At 59.0% G+C, this 16,094-nt stretch carries 12 protein-coding genes; 6 read left to right on the forward strand and 6 right to left on the reverse strand.

The annotated features are described in order from the left end of the window. Positions 1 to 58: 58 nt before the first annotated feature. The gene (locus SJY36_RS06920; RefSeq protein WP_386173832.1) at positions 59 to 868 is read right to left on the reverse strand and encodes a ferritin-like domain-containing protein; all 810 of its coding nucleotides are present in this window, start codon (positions 866 to 868) and stop codon (positions 59 to 61) included. Then, positions 865 to 1,326: a peroxiredoxin gene (locus tag SJY36_RS06925; protein ID WP_386173834.1), complete on the reverse strand. Its 462-nt coding sequence runs from the start codon at positions 1,324 to 1,326 to the stop codon at positions 865 to 867. The genes SJY36_RS06920 and SJY36_RS06925 overlap by 4 nt, the downstream gene beginning before the upstream one ends. A 99-nt stretch (positions 1,327 to 1,425) precedes the next feature. On the opposite strand from SJY36_RS06925, the gene SJY36_RS06930 reads away from it, so the two are divergent. From SJY36_RS06930 to uvrA, 6 genes are all read left to right on the forward strand, one after another. Next, positions 1,426 to 4,770 (forward strand): DUF3971 domain-containing protein, encoded by a 3,345-nt coding sequence (locus SJY36_RS06930; protein WP_386173836.1) that lies wholly within the window; start codon positions 1,426 to 1,428, stop codon positions 4,768 to 4,770. Between the two features lie 9 nt (positions 4,771 to 4,779). Beyond that, positions 4,780 to 5,844: a tRNA preQ1(34) S-adenosylmethionine ribosyltransferase-isomerase QueA gene (queA, locus tag SJY36_RS06935; RefSeq protein ID WP_386173838.1), complete on the forward strand. Its 1,065-nt coding sequence runs from the start codon at positions 4,780 to 4,782 to the stop codon at positions 5,842 to 5,844. A 74-nt stretch (positions 5,845 to 5,918) separates the two neighbouring features. Continuing rightward, positions 5,919 to 7,181: an MFS transporter gene (locus SJY36_RS06940; RefSeq protein WP_005852959.1), complete on the forward strand. Its 1,263-nt coding sequence runs from the start codon at positions 5,919 to 5,921 to the stop codon at positions 7,179 to 7,181. An 81-nt stretch (positions 7,182 to 7,262) separates the two neighbouring features. After that, entirely contained in the window at positions 7,263 to 7,829 is a 567-nt protein-coding gene (locus SJY36_RS06945; RefSeq protein ID WP_386173840.1) for a DUF924 family protein, read from the forward strand. 107 nt (positions 7,830 to 7,936) lie between these two features. Next, positions 7,937 to 9,331, forward strand: a complete 1,395-nt coding sequence (gene lpdA / locus SJY36_RS06950) for a dihydrolipoyl dehydrogenase (RefSeq protein WP_386173842.1) — start codon at positions 7,937 to 7,939, stop codon at positions 9,329 to 9,331. Positions 9,332 to 9,521: 190 nt separating this feature from the next. Then, the gene (gene uvrA / locus SJY36_RS06955; RefSeq protein ID WP_037944026.1) at positions 9,522 to 12,404 is read left to right on the forward strand and encodes an excinuclease ABC subunit UvrA; all 2,883 of its coding nucleotides are present in this window, start codon (positions 9,522 to 9,524) and stop codon (positions 12,402 to 12,404) included. An 88-nt stretch (positions 12,405 to 12,492) separates the two neighbouring features. Here the strand turns inward: uvrA and SJY36_RS06960 are convergent, their stop codons facing one another. From SJY36_RS06960 to SJY36_RS06975, 4 genes are all read right to left on the reverse strand, one after another. Further along, positions 12,493 to 12,933: a hypothetical protein gene (locus SJY36_RS06960; RefSeq protein ID WP_005852967.1), complete on the reverse strand. Its 441-nt coding sequence runs from the start codon at positions 12,931 to 12,933 to the stop codon at positions 12,493 to 12,495. 98 nt (positions 12,934 to 13,031) lie between these two features. Continuing rightward, positions 13,032 to 13,907: a 3-hydroxyisobutyrate dehydrogenase gene (gene mmsB, locus SJY36_RS06965; RefSeq protein ID WP_289083055.1), complete on the reverse strand. Its 876-nt coding sequence runs from the start codon at positions 13,905 to 13,907 to the stop codon at positions 13,032 to 13,034. Between the two features lie 2 nt (positions 13,908 to 13,909). After that, complete coding sequence (locus SJY36_RS06970) at positions 13,910 to 14,953, reverse strand: enoyl-CoA hydratase/isomerase family protein (protein WP_386173845.1); 1,044 nt, start codon at positions 14,951 to 14,953, stop codon at positions 13,910 to 13,912. Then, the gene (locus SJY36_RS06975) at positions 14,950 to 16,092 is read right to left on the reverse strand and encodes an acyl-CoA dehydrogenase family protein (RefSeq protein WP_386173847.1); all 1,143 of its coding nucleotides are present in this window, start codon (positions 16,090 to 16,092) and stop codon (positions 14,950 to 14,952) included. The genes SJY36_RS06970 and SJY36_RS06975 overlap by 4 nt, the downstream gene beginning before the upstream one ends. Positions 16,093 to 16,094 lie beyond the last annotated feature (2 nt).

Below are 16,094 nucleotides of genomic sequence, written 5' to 3' on the forward strand. Positions count from 1 at the left end.
AGTTTAACGACAAATTTGGCAATAAATTGCCGATTCAACGGTTTGGAGGGCAAATATTTTAAACACTCTCGGTCAACGGCCAGTAAAAATCCGGTGGAATCCCGGCCTCTGCCCGCTTCTCTTCGTTGAACGGGGGCTTGAGAACACCGTGAAAGTAGGTGCGCACCAGATCGTGGAACGCCTCTTTCGGGTCAAGCTCGTGGCGCCCGCACAGGAAGTGAAACCACTTTGACCCATAGGCCACATGCGCGACCTCTTCGGTGTAAATCACCTCAAGCGCGTCGACGGCCTGCGTGGCCTTGGCGCTTTTGAACACCTGAATCATATTGGGCGTCACATCCAGCCCGCGCGCCTCAAGCACCATAGGCACAACGGCGAGGCGACCCATGAAATCATCCACCGTATCCTCGGCAGCGCGCCACATACCGGCATGGGCGGGCAAGGCCCCGTAGTGGCTGCCCAAAGCTTCAAGACAATCGCACATCAGATTGAAATGTTTGGATTCATCGTCGGCGGCGCTGACCCAATCATCGTAAAATCCCATGGGCATTTTGACATCGGTAAAGCGCGCGATAATGTCCCAGTGTAGATCAACCGCGTTCAATTCGATATGGGCCACGGCGTGCAGCAAGGCGATGCGCCCTTCGGGCGATCCGGGCTTGCGGTGGGGCACATCGCGGGGCGATAAAAGTTCTGGCTTGTCGGGGCGGGCGGGGCGCAACGGCGGGTTTGACGTGCCGATTTCCGGTGTCTCGCCTGCGGCGCGGGCAGCCCGCCACTCGGCTGCGTACTTGTGAGAAAGCGCAGTTTTTTCACGGCCATCCGCAGTGCGCAGCACGTCTTCCGCCATTTGGGCCAGCGCGATCATAGCGCGCGCACCGCGTCCAGTACCTCTTCCACGTGACCGGCGACTTTCACCTTGCGCCAGATGCGGGCGATATTGCCGCTCGCATCGATCAGATAGGTGGCGCGTTCGATCCCCATGGATTTTTTGCCGTACATATTCTTTTCGACCCAGACGCCATAGGCTTCGGTCACGGCCCCATCGATATCGGCCAGCAGGGGAACCGTCAGGGTATGTTTGGCCGCAAAACGGTCATGTTTTGCCATTGTGTCGCGGGACACGCCAAAAACCACGGCACCGGCGTCGGCAAATGCTTCAAGATGTTCGGAGAACCCCACGGCTTCCTTGGTGCAGCCCGGCGTGTCGTCACGGGGGTAGAAATACAAAACCACAGCCTTGCCCCGCAGATCGGAGAGCGAAATTTCGCCACCCCCCGTCACAGGAAGCTTAAAGTCTGGTGCAGGTTGGGAAATCTCTGGCATGGGTCACTTTCTTATGTATTGGAAGCCGTTGTCTGCACTGTCATACTAGTCGGGCTTGGCGAAACTTAAACCCCAAGCCGCCCTAAAAACCGGACGCCCATGCCCAACACCAGCGCAGCCCCCCGCAGCCCCAAGCGGAGACGACTTTGGCAAGCCACCAAATGGTCGCTGCTGGTTATTTCGCTGATTGTTGCCACCATCGCGGGGGCTGCCATCTATATGATCCGCAGCCCCATTGTCGTGCCGGAATGGCTCGAGACGCGCATCGAAGAGCGGTTTGCCAAAGATATGCCGCTTGCTCGGATCGGCTTTGGAGAGATGGTGCTGATCGTGGACGAAGGGTGGCGGCCGCGCGTTCGGCTGCGCGACGTGAATATCACCAACCCCCAAGGGGTTAGCTTTGCCGCCTTCCGCGAAGTGCGGGCCAGTTTTTCCATTCAGGGCCTGCTGACGGGCGATGTGCAGCCGCGCGATATTGCGATGTCCGGGGTGGTGGCCAATCTGCGGCGCGATAAGGATGGCCGCGTCGCGCTGAGCGCGGCAAGCGGGACTGCCCCGGCAGAGCGGCGGGCGGCCACGATGCCGCAGTTGATCGGCCAGCTTGATACGGTGTTCGAGACGAAGGCGCTGTCGCGGCTGCGGTCGATAGAGCTGCGCGCCCTGACTTTGCGCTACACCGATCTGCAGTCCGACAGGATGTGGACGGTGGATGGCGGTCGGTTGTTGCTGGACCGCGAAGGCGATAACCTGCGGATGACGGCCGAGCTCGCCGTTTTGGGTGGAGGGGCGGATGTGGCCACGCTTTCTGCCAACTACAGCAGCAAAATCGGCGATACCGCGTCGCAGTTCGGCGTGAATTTCGATGGCGTGAGCGCGGGTGACATCGCGGTCCAGAACCCAGCGTTTGCTTGGTTGAAAGTGCTGCGCGCGTCTATCTCCGGTTCGGTGCGCAGCAGCCTTGACGAGGACGGCACCTTCGAGCCGCTGAACGCGACGCTGCAGATCGGGGCCGGGGTGGTTCAGCCTAACGAACGTGCTACGCCGATCCCCTTTGACGGGGCCCGCAGCTATTTCAGCTATGACCCAGATAAGCGTCTGCTGCGTTTTGACGAGCTTTCGGTCGAAAGCAAATGGGTGTCGGGCCGGATCGAGGGGGCCGCAAGTCTGGGTATTGATGACAGTGGCAAACTGGACGCGCTGGTCGCACAGGTCCGTCTGCGCGATCTGGTGGCTGACCCTGCCGATATTTATGACGCCCCGGTTTCGATTGAGGGTGCCGACCTGGATGCCAAAATCACGTTCAACCCGTTTCACATGTCCGTCGGCCGTATGGATATCGTTGACGGGGGGACGACGTTGAACCTGTCGGGGGATTTGCGGGCGGGGCCGCAGGGGTGGCAAGTTGCGCTGGATGCGGGGTTGAACGCGTTGAAACCAGCGCGCCTGCTTGAGCTTTGGCCAGAAAATGTCAAACCAAAGACCCGCAAGTGGATAGACGAAAATATCTACGCCGGCGCGTTGAGCGATGTTGACCTTGCCTTTCGTTTGAAGCCGGGCGCGGCACCGCAAGCATACCTCGACTTTGATTTTCAGGGTGCCGAGGTTCGATTCTTGCGCACCATGCCGAGTATCACCGACGGCAGCGGTCATGCGAGCCTTTCGCGCAACCGCTTTGTTGTCAGCGTGGATACCGGGGTGATCACACCGCCCGACGAGACGCCGGTGTCGGTCAACGGGTCGTCGTTCATCATGCCGGATGTCACGGTCAAGGACGGCCCGCCCGGCATCGTTCGGTTGCGCGCCGATGCGGACATCACATCGGTCCTGGCGCTGTTGAACCGGCCCCCGTTGCAGGCGATGGACAAGGCCAATCTGCCGGTTGACGTCGTCGATGCACGGGCCCAGTTGGCGGGCACTTTGTCCTTTCCGATGAAAAAAGGCTCTGATCCGAAGCTGACGATCTTCGACATCAACGGAACGCTGGCGGAATTCCAAAGCGACCGTCTGGTCAAAGATCGCGCGCTGCGCGCCGACCAGCTGACATTGAACGCGTCCAACAGCGGCCTGACGATCAAGGGCGAGGGCGAGCTGGACGGCGTTCCCTTTGACGGCGAATGGTCCCAACCCTTCGGGAAGCCGGGCGCTGCGAGCAGTGTCAGGGCGGATATTGCGCTGAACGCCAAAACGCTCGAGACTTTCAAGATCGCGCTGCCCCCTGATACGATAGCAGGTGAAGGGCGCGCGTGGTTCGCGATGGATCTGGTTAAAGGCCAGCCCCCAGATTTTTCTGTCACATCGGACCTGCGGGGTTTGAGCATCACCGTTCCACAGATCGGCTGGACCAAAGCGCGATCCCAGACGGGCACGTTGGAGATATCGGGGCGGCTTGGACCGGTTCCAGACGTCGATACCTTGAAGATCAGCGCCGCGGGGCTGTCGGCGCAGGGAGATGTCACATTGCATCCAAGTGGTGCGTTGAACAGATTGCAATTTCACCGATTGCAGGTCGGGAACTGGCTGGATGTGCCTGTGGATCTGATCGGGCAGGGGGCAGGTCGCCCGGTGCAGGTGGTGGTGAAAGGCGGCCGTCTTGATTTGCGCACGGCGGAGCTCGGAAAAAGCAAGCCCAGCGGGGTCGCGAGCCCGCCGATGTTGTTGTCGCTGGATCGATTGCAGGTCACTGACAAGATTGCCCTGACAGGAATGCAGGGCGAATTTAACGTCGCGCGTGGCCTGGATGGACGGTTCACGGCAGCCTTGAACGGGGGTGCGCCGGTTTCGGGTCGCGTCGTACCCAAGGATGGCCGTAGCGCGGTGCAATTGACGGCAACCGATGCTGGTGACGTTTTGAGGTCTGCCAACATTGCACAACAAGTCCACGGCGGCGCGCTTTCGTTGACCCTGGTACCCGCCGGGTCGGGCGGTGCTTTCGACGGTCATGCAGAGATTAAAGACGTTCGTATCAAGGACGCCCCGACGATTGCAGCGCTGGTGAACGCGGTTTCCGTAGTCGGGCTGATCAACGAGCTGAACGGGGACGGGATATATTTTGACACGGTCGAAGCTGATTTTCGCCTGTCTTCCAATCGCGTCAACCTGACCCAAGCCAGCGCGACGGGGGCGTCGCTTGGGATTTCTATGGATGGGGTTTTTGCCACTGACACCGGCCAGATGGCGCTGCAGGGTGTGATCTCTCCTGTATATATGTTGAACGGAATAGCCAGTTTTCTGACCCGCAAGGGCGAGGGGCTTTTGGGCTTCAACTACTCTATCGGCGGTACGGTGCAGAGCCCGTCTGTCTCGGTGAACCCGCTGTCGGGGTTTGTGCCCGGTGCGATGCGGGATATTTTTCGCAGCACCCCACGCACGACGCCCACGCAGGACGGGGGGGCTGCCACCCCCGCGCCGCAAAAACCTGTTGCTCAACGCTTTGAGGGGCGCTAACGGGCGCGTATGAAACTCAGTGACTTCGATTTTGAACTGCCCGAGCGTTTGATCGCGACGCGCCCTGCCGTCCCCCGTACGTCGGCCAAGATGCTGGTTGCGCAGGGGGATCATATTACTGACACGACTGTCGCCAATATCAGCGATTGGTTGCGTCCAGGGGATCGGCTGGTGCTGAATGACACAAGGGTCATTCCAGCGCGGTTGTCGGGGCTTCGCCGCCGGGACAGCGCACAGGGGCCGGTACAGGCGCGTATCGAAGTAACCTTGCTGGAGCCACGGGGCGATGCGGATTGGACTGCACTGATCAAGCCGTTGAAAAAGCTCAAGATTGACGAGACTGTCGTCTTCAGCGCCGATCTTTCTGCCCGTTTGGTTGGCGTCGAGGATGGGCAGGGTCGACTGCGGTTCAACTGCAGCGGCGAGGATTTTGACGCCGCGCTGAATGATGCCGGTGCGATGCCATTGCCGCCCTATATTGCGGGCAAGCGTCCGGCAGACGCGCAGGACATGACGGATTATCAAACCGTTTTTGCCAAGAATGCGGGCGCGGTGGCCGCGCCTACGGCGTCGCTCCACTTTGATCAGCCGCTTCTGGATCAGCTCGCGGCGATAGGCGTGTGCTTTAGCCACGTCACCTTGCATGTGGGCGCGGGGACGTTTCTTCCCGTGAAGGTCGATGACATTGCTGACCATAAAATGCACAGCGAGTGGGGGCAGGTGAGCGCGCAGGCAGCTGCCGAAATCTCCGCCACCAAAGCTGCTGGTGGGCGGGTCATACCCGTTGGGACCACTGCCTTGCGGCTGGTCGAGACCGCTGCGCGGTCCGGGAATATCCAACCCTGGGAAGGGGATACCGATATTTTCATTACCCCCGGTTTTGAATTCAATGTCGCAGACGCGTTGATGACGAATTTCCATCTTCCGAAATCGACCCTCATGATGCTCGTTTCGGCATTGATGGGGCAGAAAACTATACAAAAGATTTACAATCACGCGATTGAATCGAATTATCGGTTTTTCTCCTATGGCGATGCGTCGCTGCTCTTTCCAAAGACGCAAATAAACGCCTGAATGTCGTTCGGGGGGGTGACACCTCTTGGGATCGCCGTCAGGGAGGGGGCTGATCGCGTTAAAGGATTCGTAAGATGTTTCAGGTACTGAGCAGCGCATGGGCGCTTTTGTTGGGCATGTGTTTGCTGATGGTGGGCAACGGCATGCAAGGCACGCTCTTGGGGATTCGCGGCGGGATCGAGGCATTTTCGACCTTCGAAATGTCGATCGTGATGTCGGCATATTTCGTGGGCTTTTTGGGCGGCTCGCGTATGGCACCGGGTATGATCCGGCGCGTCGGTCACGTGCGGGTCTTTGCGGCGCTGGCGTCGATGATCTCGGCTGTCATGATCCTGTATCCGACCTTCCCGAACGTCGCTGTCTGGTCGGTGGGCCGCGTATTGATCGGCTTTTGTTTTTCCGCGGTTTACGTGACCGCGGAGAGCTGGCTCAACAACGCCGCGACGAACGAAAACCGGGGGCAGGCGCTGTCATTGTATATGATCGTGCAAACCTTTGGCATCGTTATTGCGCAAGCGCTTTTGCTTACCGCGGATCCTTCAGGCTTTGTCCTGTTCGTTATTCCGTCGGTATTGGTCAGTGTGGCGGTGACGCCAATTTTGCTGTCGATCAGCCCGACGCCTGCGTTTGACACCACCAAACCGATGAGCTTGCGCGAATTGGCCGGCTTCTCGCCCTTGGGGTGTGTCGGCATGTTCTTGTTGGGCGGGGTCTTTTCGGCGCAGTTCGGGATGGCCTCGGTTTACGGTGCCGAAGCCGGGCTGACCGTGGCGCAGATTTCGATCTTCGTTGCGACGTTTTTCGTTGGTTCGGTGGTTTTGCAATATCCAATCGGCTGGGTTTCGGACCGGATGGACCGCCGTCTTCTGATTGTCATCACGTCCATCATTGGGGGTATCGGGTCTGTCATCGGCATGCTGCTGGGGCATAACTTTAGCGTGTTGCTGCTGACCGCCTTTGTCGTGGGTGGCATGTCCAACCCACTGTATTCGCTCCTTATTGCGCACACGAACGACTTCCTTGAACCCGAGGATATGGCAGCAGCCTCCGGCGGGATGATCTTTATTAACGGGTTGGGCGCTATTCTGGGTCCGGTGATCACCGGCTGGATGATGGGCACTGCGCTTGGGCCGGGCGGATTCTACCTTTTCACGGCGGTTCTGTTCTTTGCTTTGGCGGTCTACGCGTCCTACCGCGCGACGGTACGCCCGGCCATTCCTGCGGATGAAACGGGTAACTACATCCCGATTTACCCCGCTGCGACGACCGTCGCGGTCGAACTGGCGCAAGAATACGCGATCGAGAGCGAACAAACCGCGGAAGCGGAGCCGACCTAGACGTTTTGCTAATTCGTTACATCTTGTGTCTAATGAAACTAGAAAAGTTTGATCTTTTCTATGGTCAAAGGAGGCAAGGCTATGAAAACGCCTGAGGACGTACGTCGGTTCTGGCTGGAGGAAACTGGGCCTGCGGGATGGTATGCGGTGGATGACGACCTCGATTCCGCGATCCGGTCACAGTTTCTGGACACCTGGTCGCTCATCGGGACCCATCGGTTGGACCATTGGCTGACCGATGCGAAAGGCACTTTGGCCTATCTCATTCTAGCGGATCAGTTTCCGCGCAATATGTTTCGCGGGCAGGGGAAGGCGTTTTCGACCGATCTGCGGGCCTTGCGGGCGGCTCAAACCGCTGTGCGCAACGAATGGGATAGACTTATTGCGCCGCCTGAACGGCAGTTTTTTTACCTTCCGTTCATGCATTCAGAAAGTCTGACCGATCAGGATCACTGCGTGCGGCTGGTCTGTGACCGTATGCCCGAGGCCGAGGAGACGCTGCGGCATGCGCGCGCGCATCGAAAGGTGATCCGGCAATTCGGCAGATTTCCGTATCGCAACAACGCCTTAGGTCGGCGAAGCACCGCCGCGGAAACCGCTTATCTTGACGACGGGGGGTATGCCTATACCCTGCGGACACTCACGTAAGTGCGGGTCAGGCAGTTTGATCCTGGATCGGAATTCTCCGAGTTGCTGACGCTCGCGAGATAGTTTACCACTAAACTAAATTTCAATACGTGCTGCGAGGTTGCATAATGGCTGCGAAATCCTTTGATCTGATCGTGATTGGTGCGGGGCCGGGGGGCTATGTTGCGGCCATCCGGGGGGCGCAGCTGGGGCTTTCGGTCGCCATTGTAGAGCGTGAGCATCTAGGCGGCATTTGTCTTAACTGGGGCTGTATCCCGACCAAAGCGCTTTTGCGGTCGTCGGAAGTCTTCCACCTGATGCAGCGCGCAAGCGAGTTTGGCCTGAAGGCAGACAATATCGGCTATGATCTGGAGGCAGTTGTCAAACGTTCGCGCAAAGTTGCGGGGCAGTTGTCCGGCGGTATCGGGCATTTGATGAAAAAGAACAAAGTCTCGGTCTTCATGGGCGCGGCGACGTTAGCGGGCAAAGGTAAAGTGTCGGTTAAGTCGAAAGACGGGGAAGAGACGCTGACCGCCAAGAATATCGTACTGGCGACAGGTGCGCGGGCACGCAACCTGCCTGGGCTGGAAGCAGACGGAAAACGCGTCTGGATGTACAAGGATGCCTTGCAGCCGCCCCATATGCCGAAAAAGCTGCTGGTGATCGGGTCTGGCGCGATCGGTATCGAATTCGCAAGCTTTTACAATACCTTGGGCGCAGACACGACTGTTGTCGAGGTGATGGATCGTATCCTTCCTGTCGAGGATGAAGAGATCAGCAAATTCGCGAAAAAGCAGTTCGAAAATCAGGGCATGAAGATCATGCAGAAGGCCGTTGTCAAACAACTGGACCGCGCTGACGACAAGGTAACGGCCCATATCGAAACGGGCGGCAAGGTGACCAAGCATGAGTTTGACACGGTGATCTCCGCCGTGGGTATCGTTGGCAATGTCGAGGATCTTGGGCTGGAGGATCTGGGCGTGAAAATTGATCGGACCCATGTTGTGACCGATGAATATTGCCGGACCGGCGTCGAAGGGCTGTATGCCATCGGTGACATCGCCGGTGCCCCTTGGTTGGCGCATAAAGCCTCGCACGAGGGGGTGATGGTCGCCGAACTGATCGCGGGTCAACACACGCACCCGGTCAAACCGGAATCCATCGCCGGCTGCACCTATTGTCACCCGCAGGTCGCGTCCGTCGGGTATACGGAAGCCAAGGCGAAAGAGCTTGGCTTTGACGTCAAGGTGGGTCGCTTCCCCTTCATCGGGAATGGCAAGGCGATTGCCCTTGGCGAGCCCGAGGGGATGATCAAAACCGTCTTTGACGCTAAAACAGGCGAATTGCTTGGCGCGCATATGGTGGGTGCCGAGGTGACCGAGCTGATCCAGGGCTATGTCGTGGGGCGTCAGCTTGAGACCACCGAAGAAGACCTGATGAACACCGTCTTCCCGCACCCGACCTTGTCAGAAATGATGCATGAATTGGTGCTGGATGCTTACGGACGCGTTATCCATATGTAGCGCTTTGCCCGCGCATAGCGGGGTCCTGATCTTTGCAACGCCCGGTGACATATTCAATGTTGCCGGGCGTTTGCCGTCGTAATGGTAGCCCAAAATGCGCCGCGATAGTGTCGTTCCCCTTGTGTTCTTATTTTTTCGTTGGAGAATCCGTAGCACGCACCTATGTACTAAGCGTTAACGGGGGTCCGATATGGCTGAGCTAAAGAACATCGAAGTGCGCGGCGCGCGCGAACACAATCTAAAGAACATCGACGTGGACATTCCGCGCGACAAGCTGGTTGTGATTACCGGGCTTTCCGGGTCGGGTAAATCGAGCCTCGCGTTCGATACGATCTATGCCGAAGGGCAGCGGCGCTATGTGGAATCGCTCAGCGCCTATGCGCGGCAATTCCTTGATATGATGCAGAAACCCGATGTGGATCACATCAGCGGCCTGTCGCCAGCGATTTCGATTGAACAGAAGACCACGTCGAAAAACCCCCGCTCTACCGTGGGGACGGTCACCGAGATTTATGACTATATGCGCCTGCTTTTTGCGCGCGTCGGCACGCCCTATTCCCCCGCGACCGGCAAGCCGATCGAGGCGCAGCAGGTGCAGGATATGGTTGATCGCGTGATGACCATGCCCGAAGGCACGCGCGCCTATCTGCTGGCCCCGATCATTCGTGACCGGAAGGGCGAGTACCGCAAAGAGTTCCTTGAGCTGCGCAAGCAGGGCTTTCAGCGGGTAAAAGTGAACGGCGACTTCTACGAATTGGACGAGCCGCCCACGCTGGACAAGAAGTTCCGCCATGACATCGACGTGGTTGTCGACCGTATCGTGGTCCGCGAGGGGCTAGAGACGCGTTTGGCGGATTCCTTGCGCACAGCGCTTGATCTGGCTGATGGGATCGCCGTGCTGGAAACCGCCCCGACCGAGGGCGAGCCCGAGCGTCATACCTTCAGCGAAAAATTCGCCTGTCCTGTCAGCGGCTTCACGATCCCCGAGATCGAGCCGCGTCTGTTTTCATTCAACGCTCCTTTCGGTGCCTGTCCGTCCTGTGATGGTCTGGGCAAAGAGTTGTTTTTTGATGAACGCCTTGTGGTGCCCGACCAGAATCTCAAGGTCTATGACGGTGCGCTGGCCCCGTGGCGCAAAGGTAAGTCCCCGTATTTCAAGCAAACGATCGAAGCCATCGCAAAACACTATCAATTTAGTGAAAATACGCGATGGAAAGACCTGCCCGAGAAGGTGCAGCAGGTGTTCCTGCATGGCTCCGGCAAGGAAGAGATCAAGTTCCGCTATGACGAAGGCGGCCGTGTGTACGAGGTCAGCCGCGTGTTCGAAGGGGTGATCCCCAATATGGAGCGCCGCTACCGCGAGACGGATAGCAACTGGATCCGCGAAGAATTCGAACGCTACCAGAACAACCGCCCCTGTGGCACCTGCAACGGCTACCGCCTGCGACCAGAAGCACTTGCTGTCAAGATCGGCCCGTCGGATGGCGATAGCGATACGCTGCTGCATGCCGGACAAGTCGTTGAAATGTCGATCCGCGAAGCTTTTGACTGGTGCACCAAGGTGCCCGATTATCTAACCGTTCAGAAGAACGAAATCGCGCGCGCGATCCTCAAGGAAATTCGCGAACGTCTGGGATTCCTCAACAATGTCGGGTTGGAGTATCTGACGCTGGCACGCTCTAGCGGGACGCTCAGCGGGGGGGAAAGCCAACGTATTCGGCTTGCGTCGCAGATCGGGTCGGGGCTGACGGGGGTGCTTTACGTGCTTGACGAACCCTCGATCGGGTTGCACCAGCGCGATAATGACCGCTTGCTCCAGACCCTGAAAAACCTGCGGGATCAGGGCAATACGGTCATCGTCGTTGAACACGACGAAGAAGCGATCCGGGAGGCGGATTATGTTTTTGATATCGGGCCGGGGGCCGGTGTGCACGGCGGGCAGGTGGTCAGCCACGGGACATCGCAAGAGGTCGCCAATGATCCGAATTCGCTGACAGGGCAATACCTTACCGGCAAACGCGAGATCGCGGTGCCCGCCAAACGGCGCAAGGGGAACAAAAAGAAAATCCGTGTGGTCAAGGCGACGGGGAACAACCTCCAGAATGTCACGGTCGACTATCCATTGGGCAAATTCGTCTGCGTGACGGGTGTGTCAGGCGGTGGCAAATCGACCCTGACGATCGAGACCTTGTTCAAGACCGCGTCGATGAACCTGAACGGGGCCCGCCAGACGCCCGCGCCGTGCGAGACGATCAAGGGGCTGGAGCATCTGGACAAGGTGATCGACATTGACCAGCGCGCCATCGGGCGCACGCCGCGGTCGAATCCGGCGACCTATACCGGTGCCTTCACCCCGATCCGCGATTGGTTCGCCGGTCTGCCCGAAGCCAAGGCGCGCGGGTACAAGCCCGGACGTTTCAGTTTTAACGTCAAGGGCGGCCGCTGCGAGGCCTGTCAGGGCGACGGTGTGATCAAGATCGAGATGCACTTCCTGCCGGATGTCTATGTCGAATGTGAAACCTGCAAAGGCCAGCGCTATAACCGCGAAACGCTTGAGGTGAAGTTCAAGGGCAAATCCATCGCTGACGTGCTGGATATGACTGTCGAGGACGCGCAGAGCTTCTTTCAGGCGGTCCCCAGCATCCGCGAAAAAATGGATGCGCTGATGCGTGTGGGCCTAGGCTACATCAAGGTGGGTCAGCAGGCGACGACGCTGTCGGGCGGGGAGGCGCAGCGCGTCAAACTGTCGAAAGAGCTCAGCAAACGCTCTACAGGCCGGACGCTGTATATCCTGGATGAACCGACCACGGGTTTGCACTTTGAAGACGTGCGCAAGCTTCTAGAGGTGCTGCACGAGCTGGTGGATCAGGGCAATACTGTGGTCGTCATTGAACACAACCTCGATGTCATCAAGACCGCGGACCATATCATCGACATTGGTCCAGAAGGCGGCGATGGCGGCGGGCAGGTGGTCGCGACCGGCACGCCTGAACAGGTTGCCGAGGTCGAGGGGAGCTATACCGGCCACTACCTCAAACCAATGCTCGCCCCGCGTAAGGTTGCTGCCGAATAGCATTGCCGCCACTGCGGTAGACACAAAAATGCCCCGTCCTAATCAGGCGGGGCATTTTTCAAGAAATCTTAGGGTTTCGCGGCGCAGTTTAGTTTAGGAGGCGCGATGCCAGACCGATCAGCGCCAGCACATCATTGGTTTGCGGGTCCACGGCATAGACATAGCCGTCGTCCTGAACGTAGCGGTTGTAGCGGGTCAGCCCATGCCGGTGGGGCTGTTCGATCACGACGTAGCGCGTCAGCTTGTCGCCTTTGGCGTGGTGGTGCTTGTCATGCCCTTTGGCAAGATGACGCCCGTTGTCGCTGTGCTGCTTCTCGTGTTTCTTGATCGCCTTTTTGTATTCTTTAACAGCTTTCTTGTGCTGCTTTTGATGCTTTTTGTCATCGTGCTTATCATGCTTGGCCAAGATCACCTGTGGTGCCGCGACATCGTAATGCCCCGACGCGCCATAGGAGGCAGAGGCCGCCTGTACGGCCGGGCTGAAGGCCAGCACGGCGAAGGCGCTTGCGGCGAGGGTAAGGGTTTTCATGCTCGTTCTCCGTTACAGTGTCGATACAGTAACAAACGAACGGCGCGCGGGTTTCCGTCGCTGGGAGGAGACGGCGGGAACCCGCTTGCTTTTCCGTGTCAGCCGTTGCGGCCGCGGGTTTCGAAACGGGGCAGCATGGCAGAGAAATCCTTGCCGTTTCCGTCTTCGTTCTCGACGAATTGCGCATAGAGCGCGCGGGCCAGCTCTCCCATCGGGGTGTCTGCATCTGCCATCTCTGCTGCCTGCTGCGACAGCCCAAGATCCTTGAGCATCAGCTCCGCCGCGAAGCCCGGGGTGTAGCCATTGTCTGCGGGCGATGTGGGGCCAACACCGGGGGCAGGGCAATAGGCGTTCATCGACCAGCTATAGCCCGACGAGGTGCTGACCACGTCGAACATCTTCTGCCGGTCCAGCCCCAGTTTATCGGCCAGCGCAAAGGCCTCGCAGGTGGCGATCATGGTGACGCCGAGGATCATGTTGTTGCAAATCTTCGCCGCTTGCCCCGCACCGGCATCGCCGCAATGCACCGCCTTTTGCCCCATGATGTCGAACAGGGGCTTGGCCTTGGCAAAGGCCTGCGTCGACCCGCCGGCCATAAAGGTCAGCGTGCCGCCAGATGCCCCGCCGATACCGCCAGACACGGGGGCGTCAACGGCCATTATGCCTGCATCTTCAGCGGCTTGCGCGGTGTTCTTCGCGCTTTCCACATCCACGGTGGAACAGTCGATGAACAGCGTGCCCTGCGCCATATGGGGGATCGCCTGCGCCGCCACTTGCCGCAGGATCGACCCGTTGGGCAGCATCGTGATCACCGCGTCCATGCCCGCCACGGCGGCTTCAAGGCTGTCTGCAACGCGCACGCCCTCTGCCGTGGTGCCCGCCACGTCAAAGCCCGCCACGTCGTGGCCCGCTTTGGCGAGGTTGGTCGCCATAGGCGCGCCCATGTTGCCCAGTCCGATAAATCCGATCTTCATGCTCATGTGGTTCTCTCCAGTGTCAGGGCGTCCTCGGCCAGCGGGCGCAGCATCTTGGCTGTCGCGGCAAGGGGGACGTTCATATCGGCATATTGCCAGTTGGGGTTGCGGTCCTTGTCGATGATCGCCGCGCGGATCCCTTCAAGGAAGTCGCCATGCTCCATCGCGCGGAAGGTAAAGCGGTATTCCATATCCAACGCCTTCTCGATGCTCAGCGAGGGGCCGCGCAGACGGTGGATGATCTCGATCGTGCAGGCCATCGCCAACGGGCTGCTGCGCTGCATCTTCTTGAGCGTGTCTGCAGCGAATTCGCTGTCGGATGCGCGCAGGGCGTTGAGGATATCCGCCAGCGTTTCGCCGCCGAACATACTGTCAATCTCGGCCGCCTGCGCCTCTAGTGCAGAGGCGGGCGGCGTGGTGCTTGCGGTTTCCAGAATGGCCACATCGCCTGAATTCTCAAGCGCGGCTATCACGTCGGGCCAGTTTAACTCTGCGATGTAAGTATCCGCAAAACCGGCGTAAATTGCATCTTCACCCTTCATACGTGACGCGGTTGTGCCCAGATATTCGCCCACCCGTCCGGGGGCCAGCGCCAGCATCAGGCTGCCGCCCACATCGGGCACCAGACCGATGCCACATTCCGGCATCGCGATCTGGCTGCTTTCCCCCACCACGCGGTGCGAGCCGTGACAGCCGATGCCTACGCCGCCGCCCATGGTGAACCCCTGCAGGAAGGAGACGACGGGCTTGGTATAGGCGAAGATCTTGGCGTTGAGCCGGTATTCATCCGCCCAGAACTTGCGCCCGTAGGCGTAGTTGCCCTTGGTGCCCGTGGCGTAAAGTTCGGCGATGTCACCGCCCGAGCAAAAGGCACGATCCCCTTCGGCGTCAAGGATGATCAGATCGACGTTCGGGTCATGCTGCCAAGCGTCAAAGGCGTCTTCGATGGCCAGACACATGTCGTAGGTCATGGCGTTCAGCGCTTGGGGGCGGGTGAGGGTGATCCGACCCGCGCGCCCTGAAATACGGATGGAGATATCGGTCATCGGTTCTTCAGCATATCCCGCGCCACGATGACGCGCATGATTTCATTGGTGCCTTCAAGGATCTGGTGGACGCGGAGGTCACGCACCAGCTTTTCGATGCCGTAATCCGCCAGATAGCCATAGCCGCCGTGCAGTTGCAGACATTGATCGACGACCTTGCTGCCTGCCTCTGTCACGAACTTCTTCGCCATGGCGCAGAACTTGGTGGCATCCGGCGCGCCCGTGTCCAGCTTCCACGCGGCTTGTCGCAGGAAGACGCGGGCGGCTTGCAGTTCGATCTCCATCTCGGCAAGGCGGAATTGCAGACCCTGAAACTGGTCGATGGGTTTGCCGAATGCTTTACGCTCGCCCATGTAGGTGAGCGTGGCGTTCAGCGCGGTCTGTGCGGCACCCAAGGAACAGGCGGCGATGTTCAAACGGCCGCCATCCAGCCCCATCATCGCATATTTGAAACCTTTTCCCTCTTCACCCACCAGATTTCCGGCAGGAATGTTGCAATCGTCAAACTGCACCTGGGACGTGGGTTGGCTGCGCCAGCCCATTTTATCCTCTAGCCCGCCAAAGGAAAGCCCCGCCGTCCCGTCTTCGACATAGACGGTGGAAACGCCCGCGGCCCCCTCATCCGAGGTGCGCACCATCGCGACATAGGCGTCGGAATAGCCGCCGCCCGAGATGAACGCCTTGGTGCCGTTCAGGGTATAGCCTTCGTTCGTGCGGGTGCATTTTGTCTTGAGCGCCGCCGCGTCAGAGCCCGATCCGGGCTCTGTCAGACAATAGCTGAGCACGGTGTTCATGCTCAGGATGTCGGGCATGATCCGCGCCTTGAGGTCGTCACTGGCAAAGCTGTCCAGCATCTTGGCGCACATGTTATGGATCGACAGAAAGGCCGCGACCGACGGGCAAGCCATGCTAAGCGCTTCGAACACCAGCGTCGCATCAAGCCGCGTCAGGCCGGATCCGCCCGCATCCTCGGACACGTAAAGCCCGCCAAAGCCCAGCTCTGCAATCTTGGGCCAAAGGTCTTTGGGGATTGTTTCGTCTTTCTCCCACTTCTGGGCGAAAGGGGCGATATGTTCCTGGCCAAAGCCATAGGCCATGTCGAAAATCGCGGTTTGCTCTTCTGAAAGTGCGAAATCCATAA

The sequence above is a fragment of the Sulfitobacter sp. R86518 genome, assembly GCF_042466275.1.
Taxonomy (GTDB): Bacteria; Pseudomonadota; Alphaproteobacteria; order Rhodobacterales; family Rhodobacteraceae; genus Sulfitobacter; species Sulfitobacter pontiacus.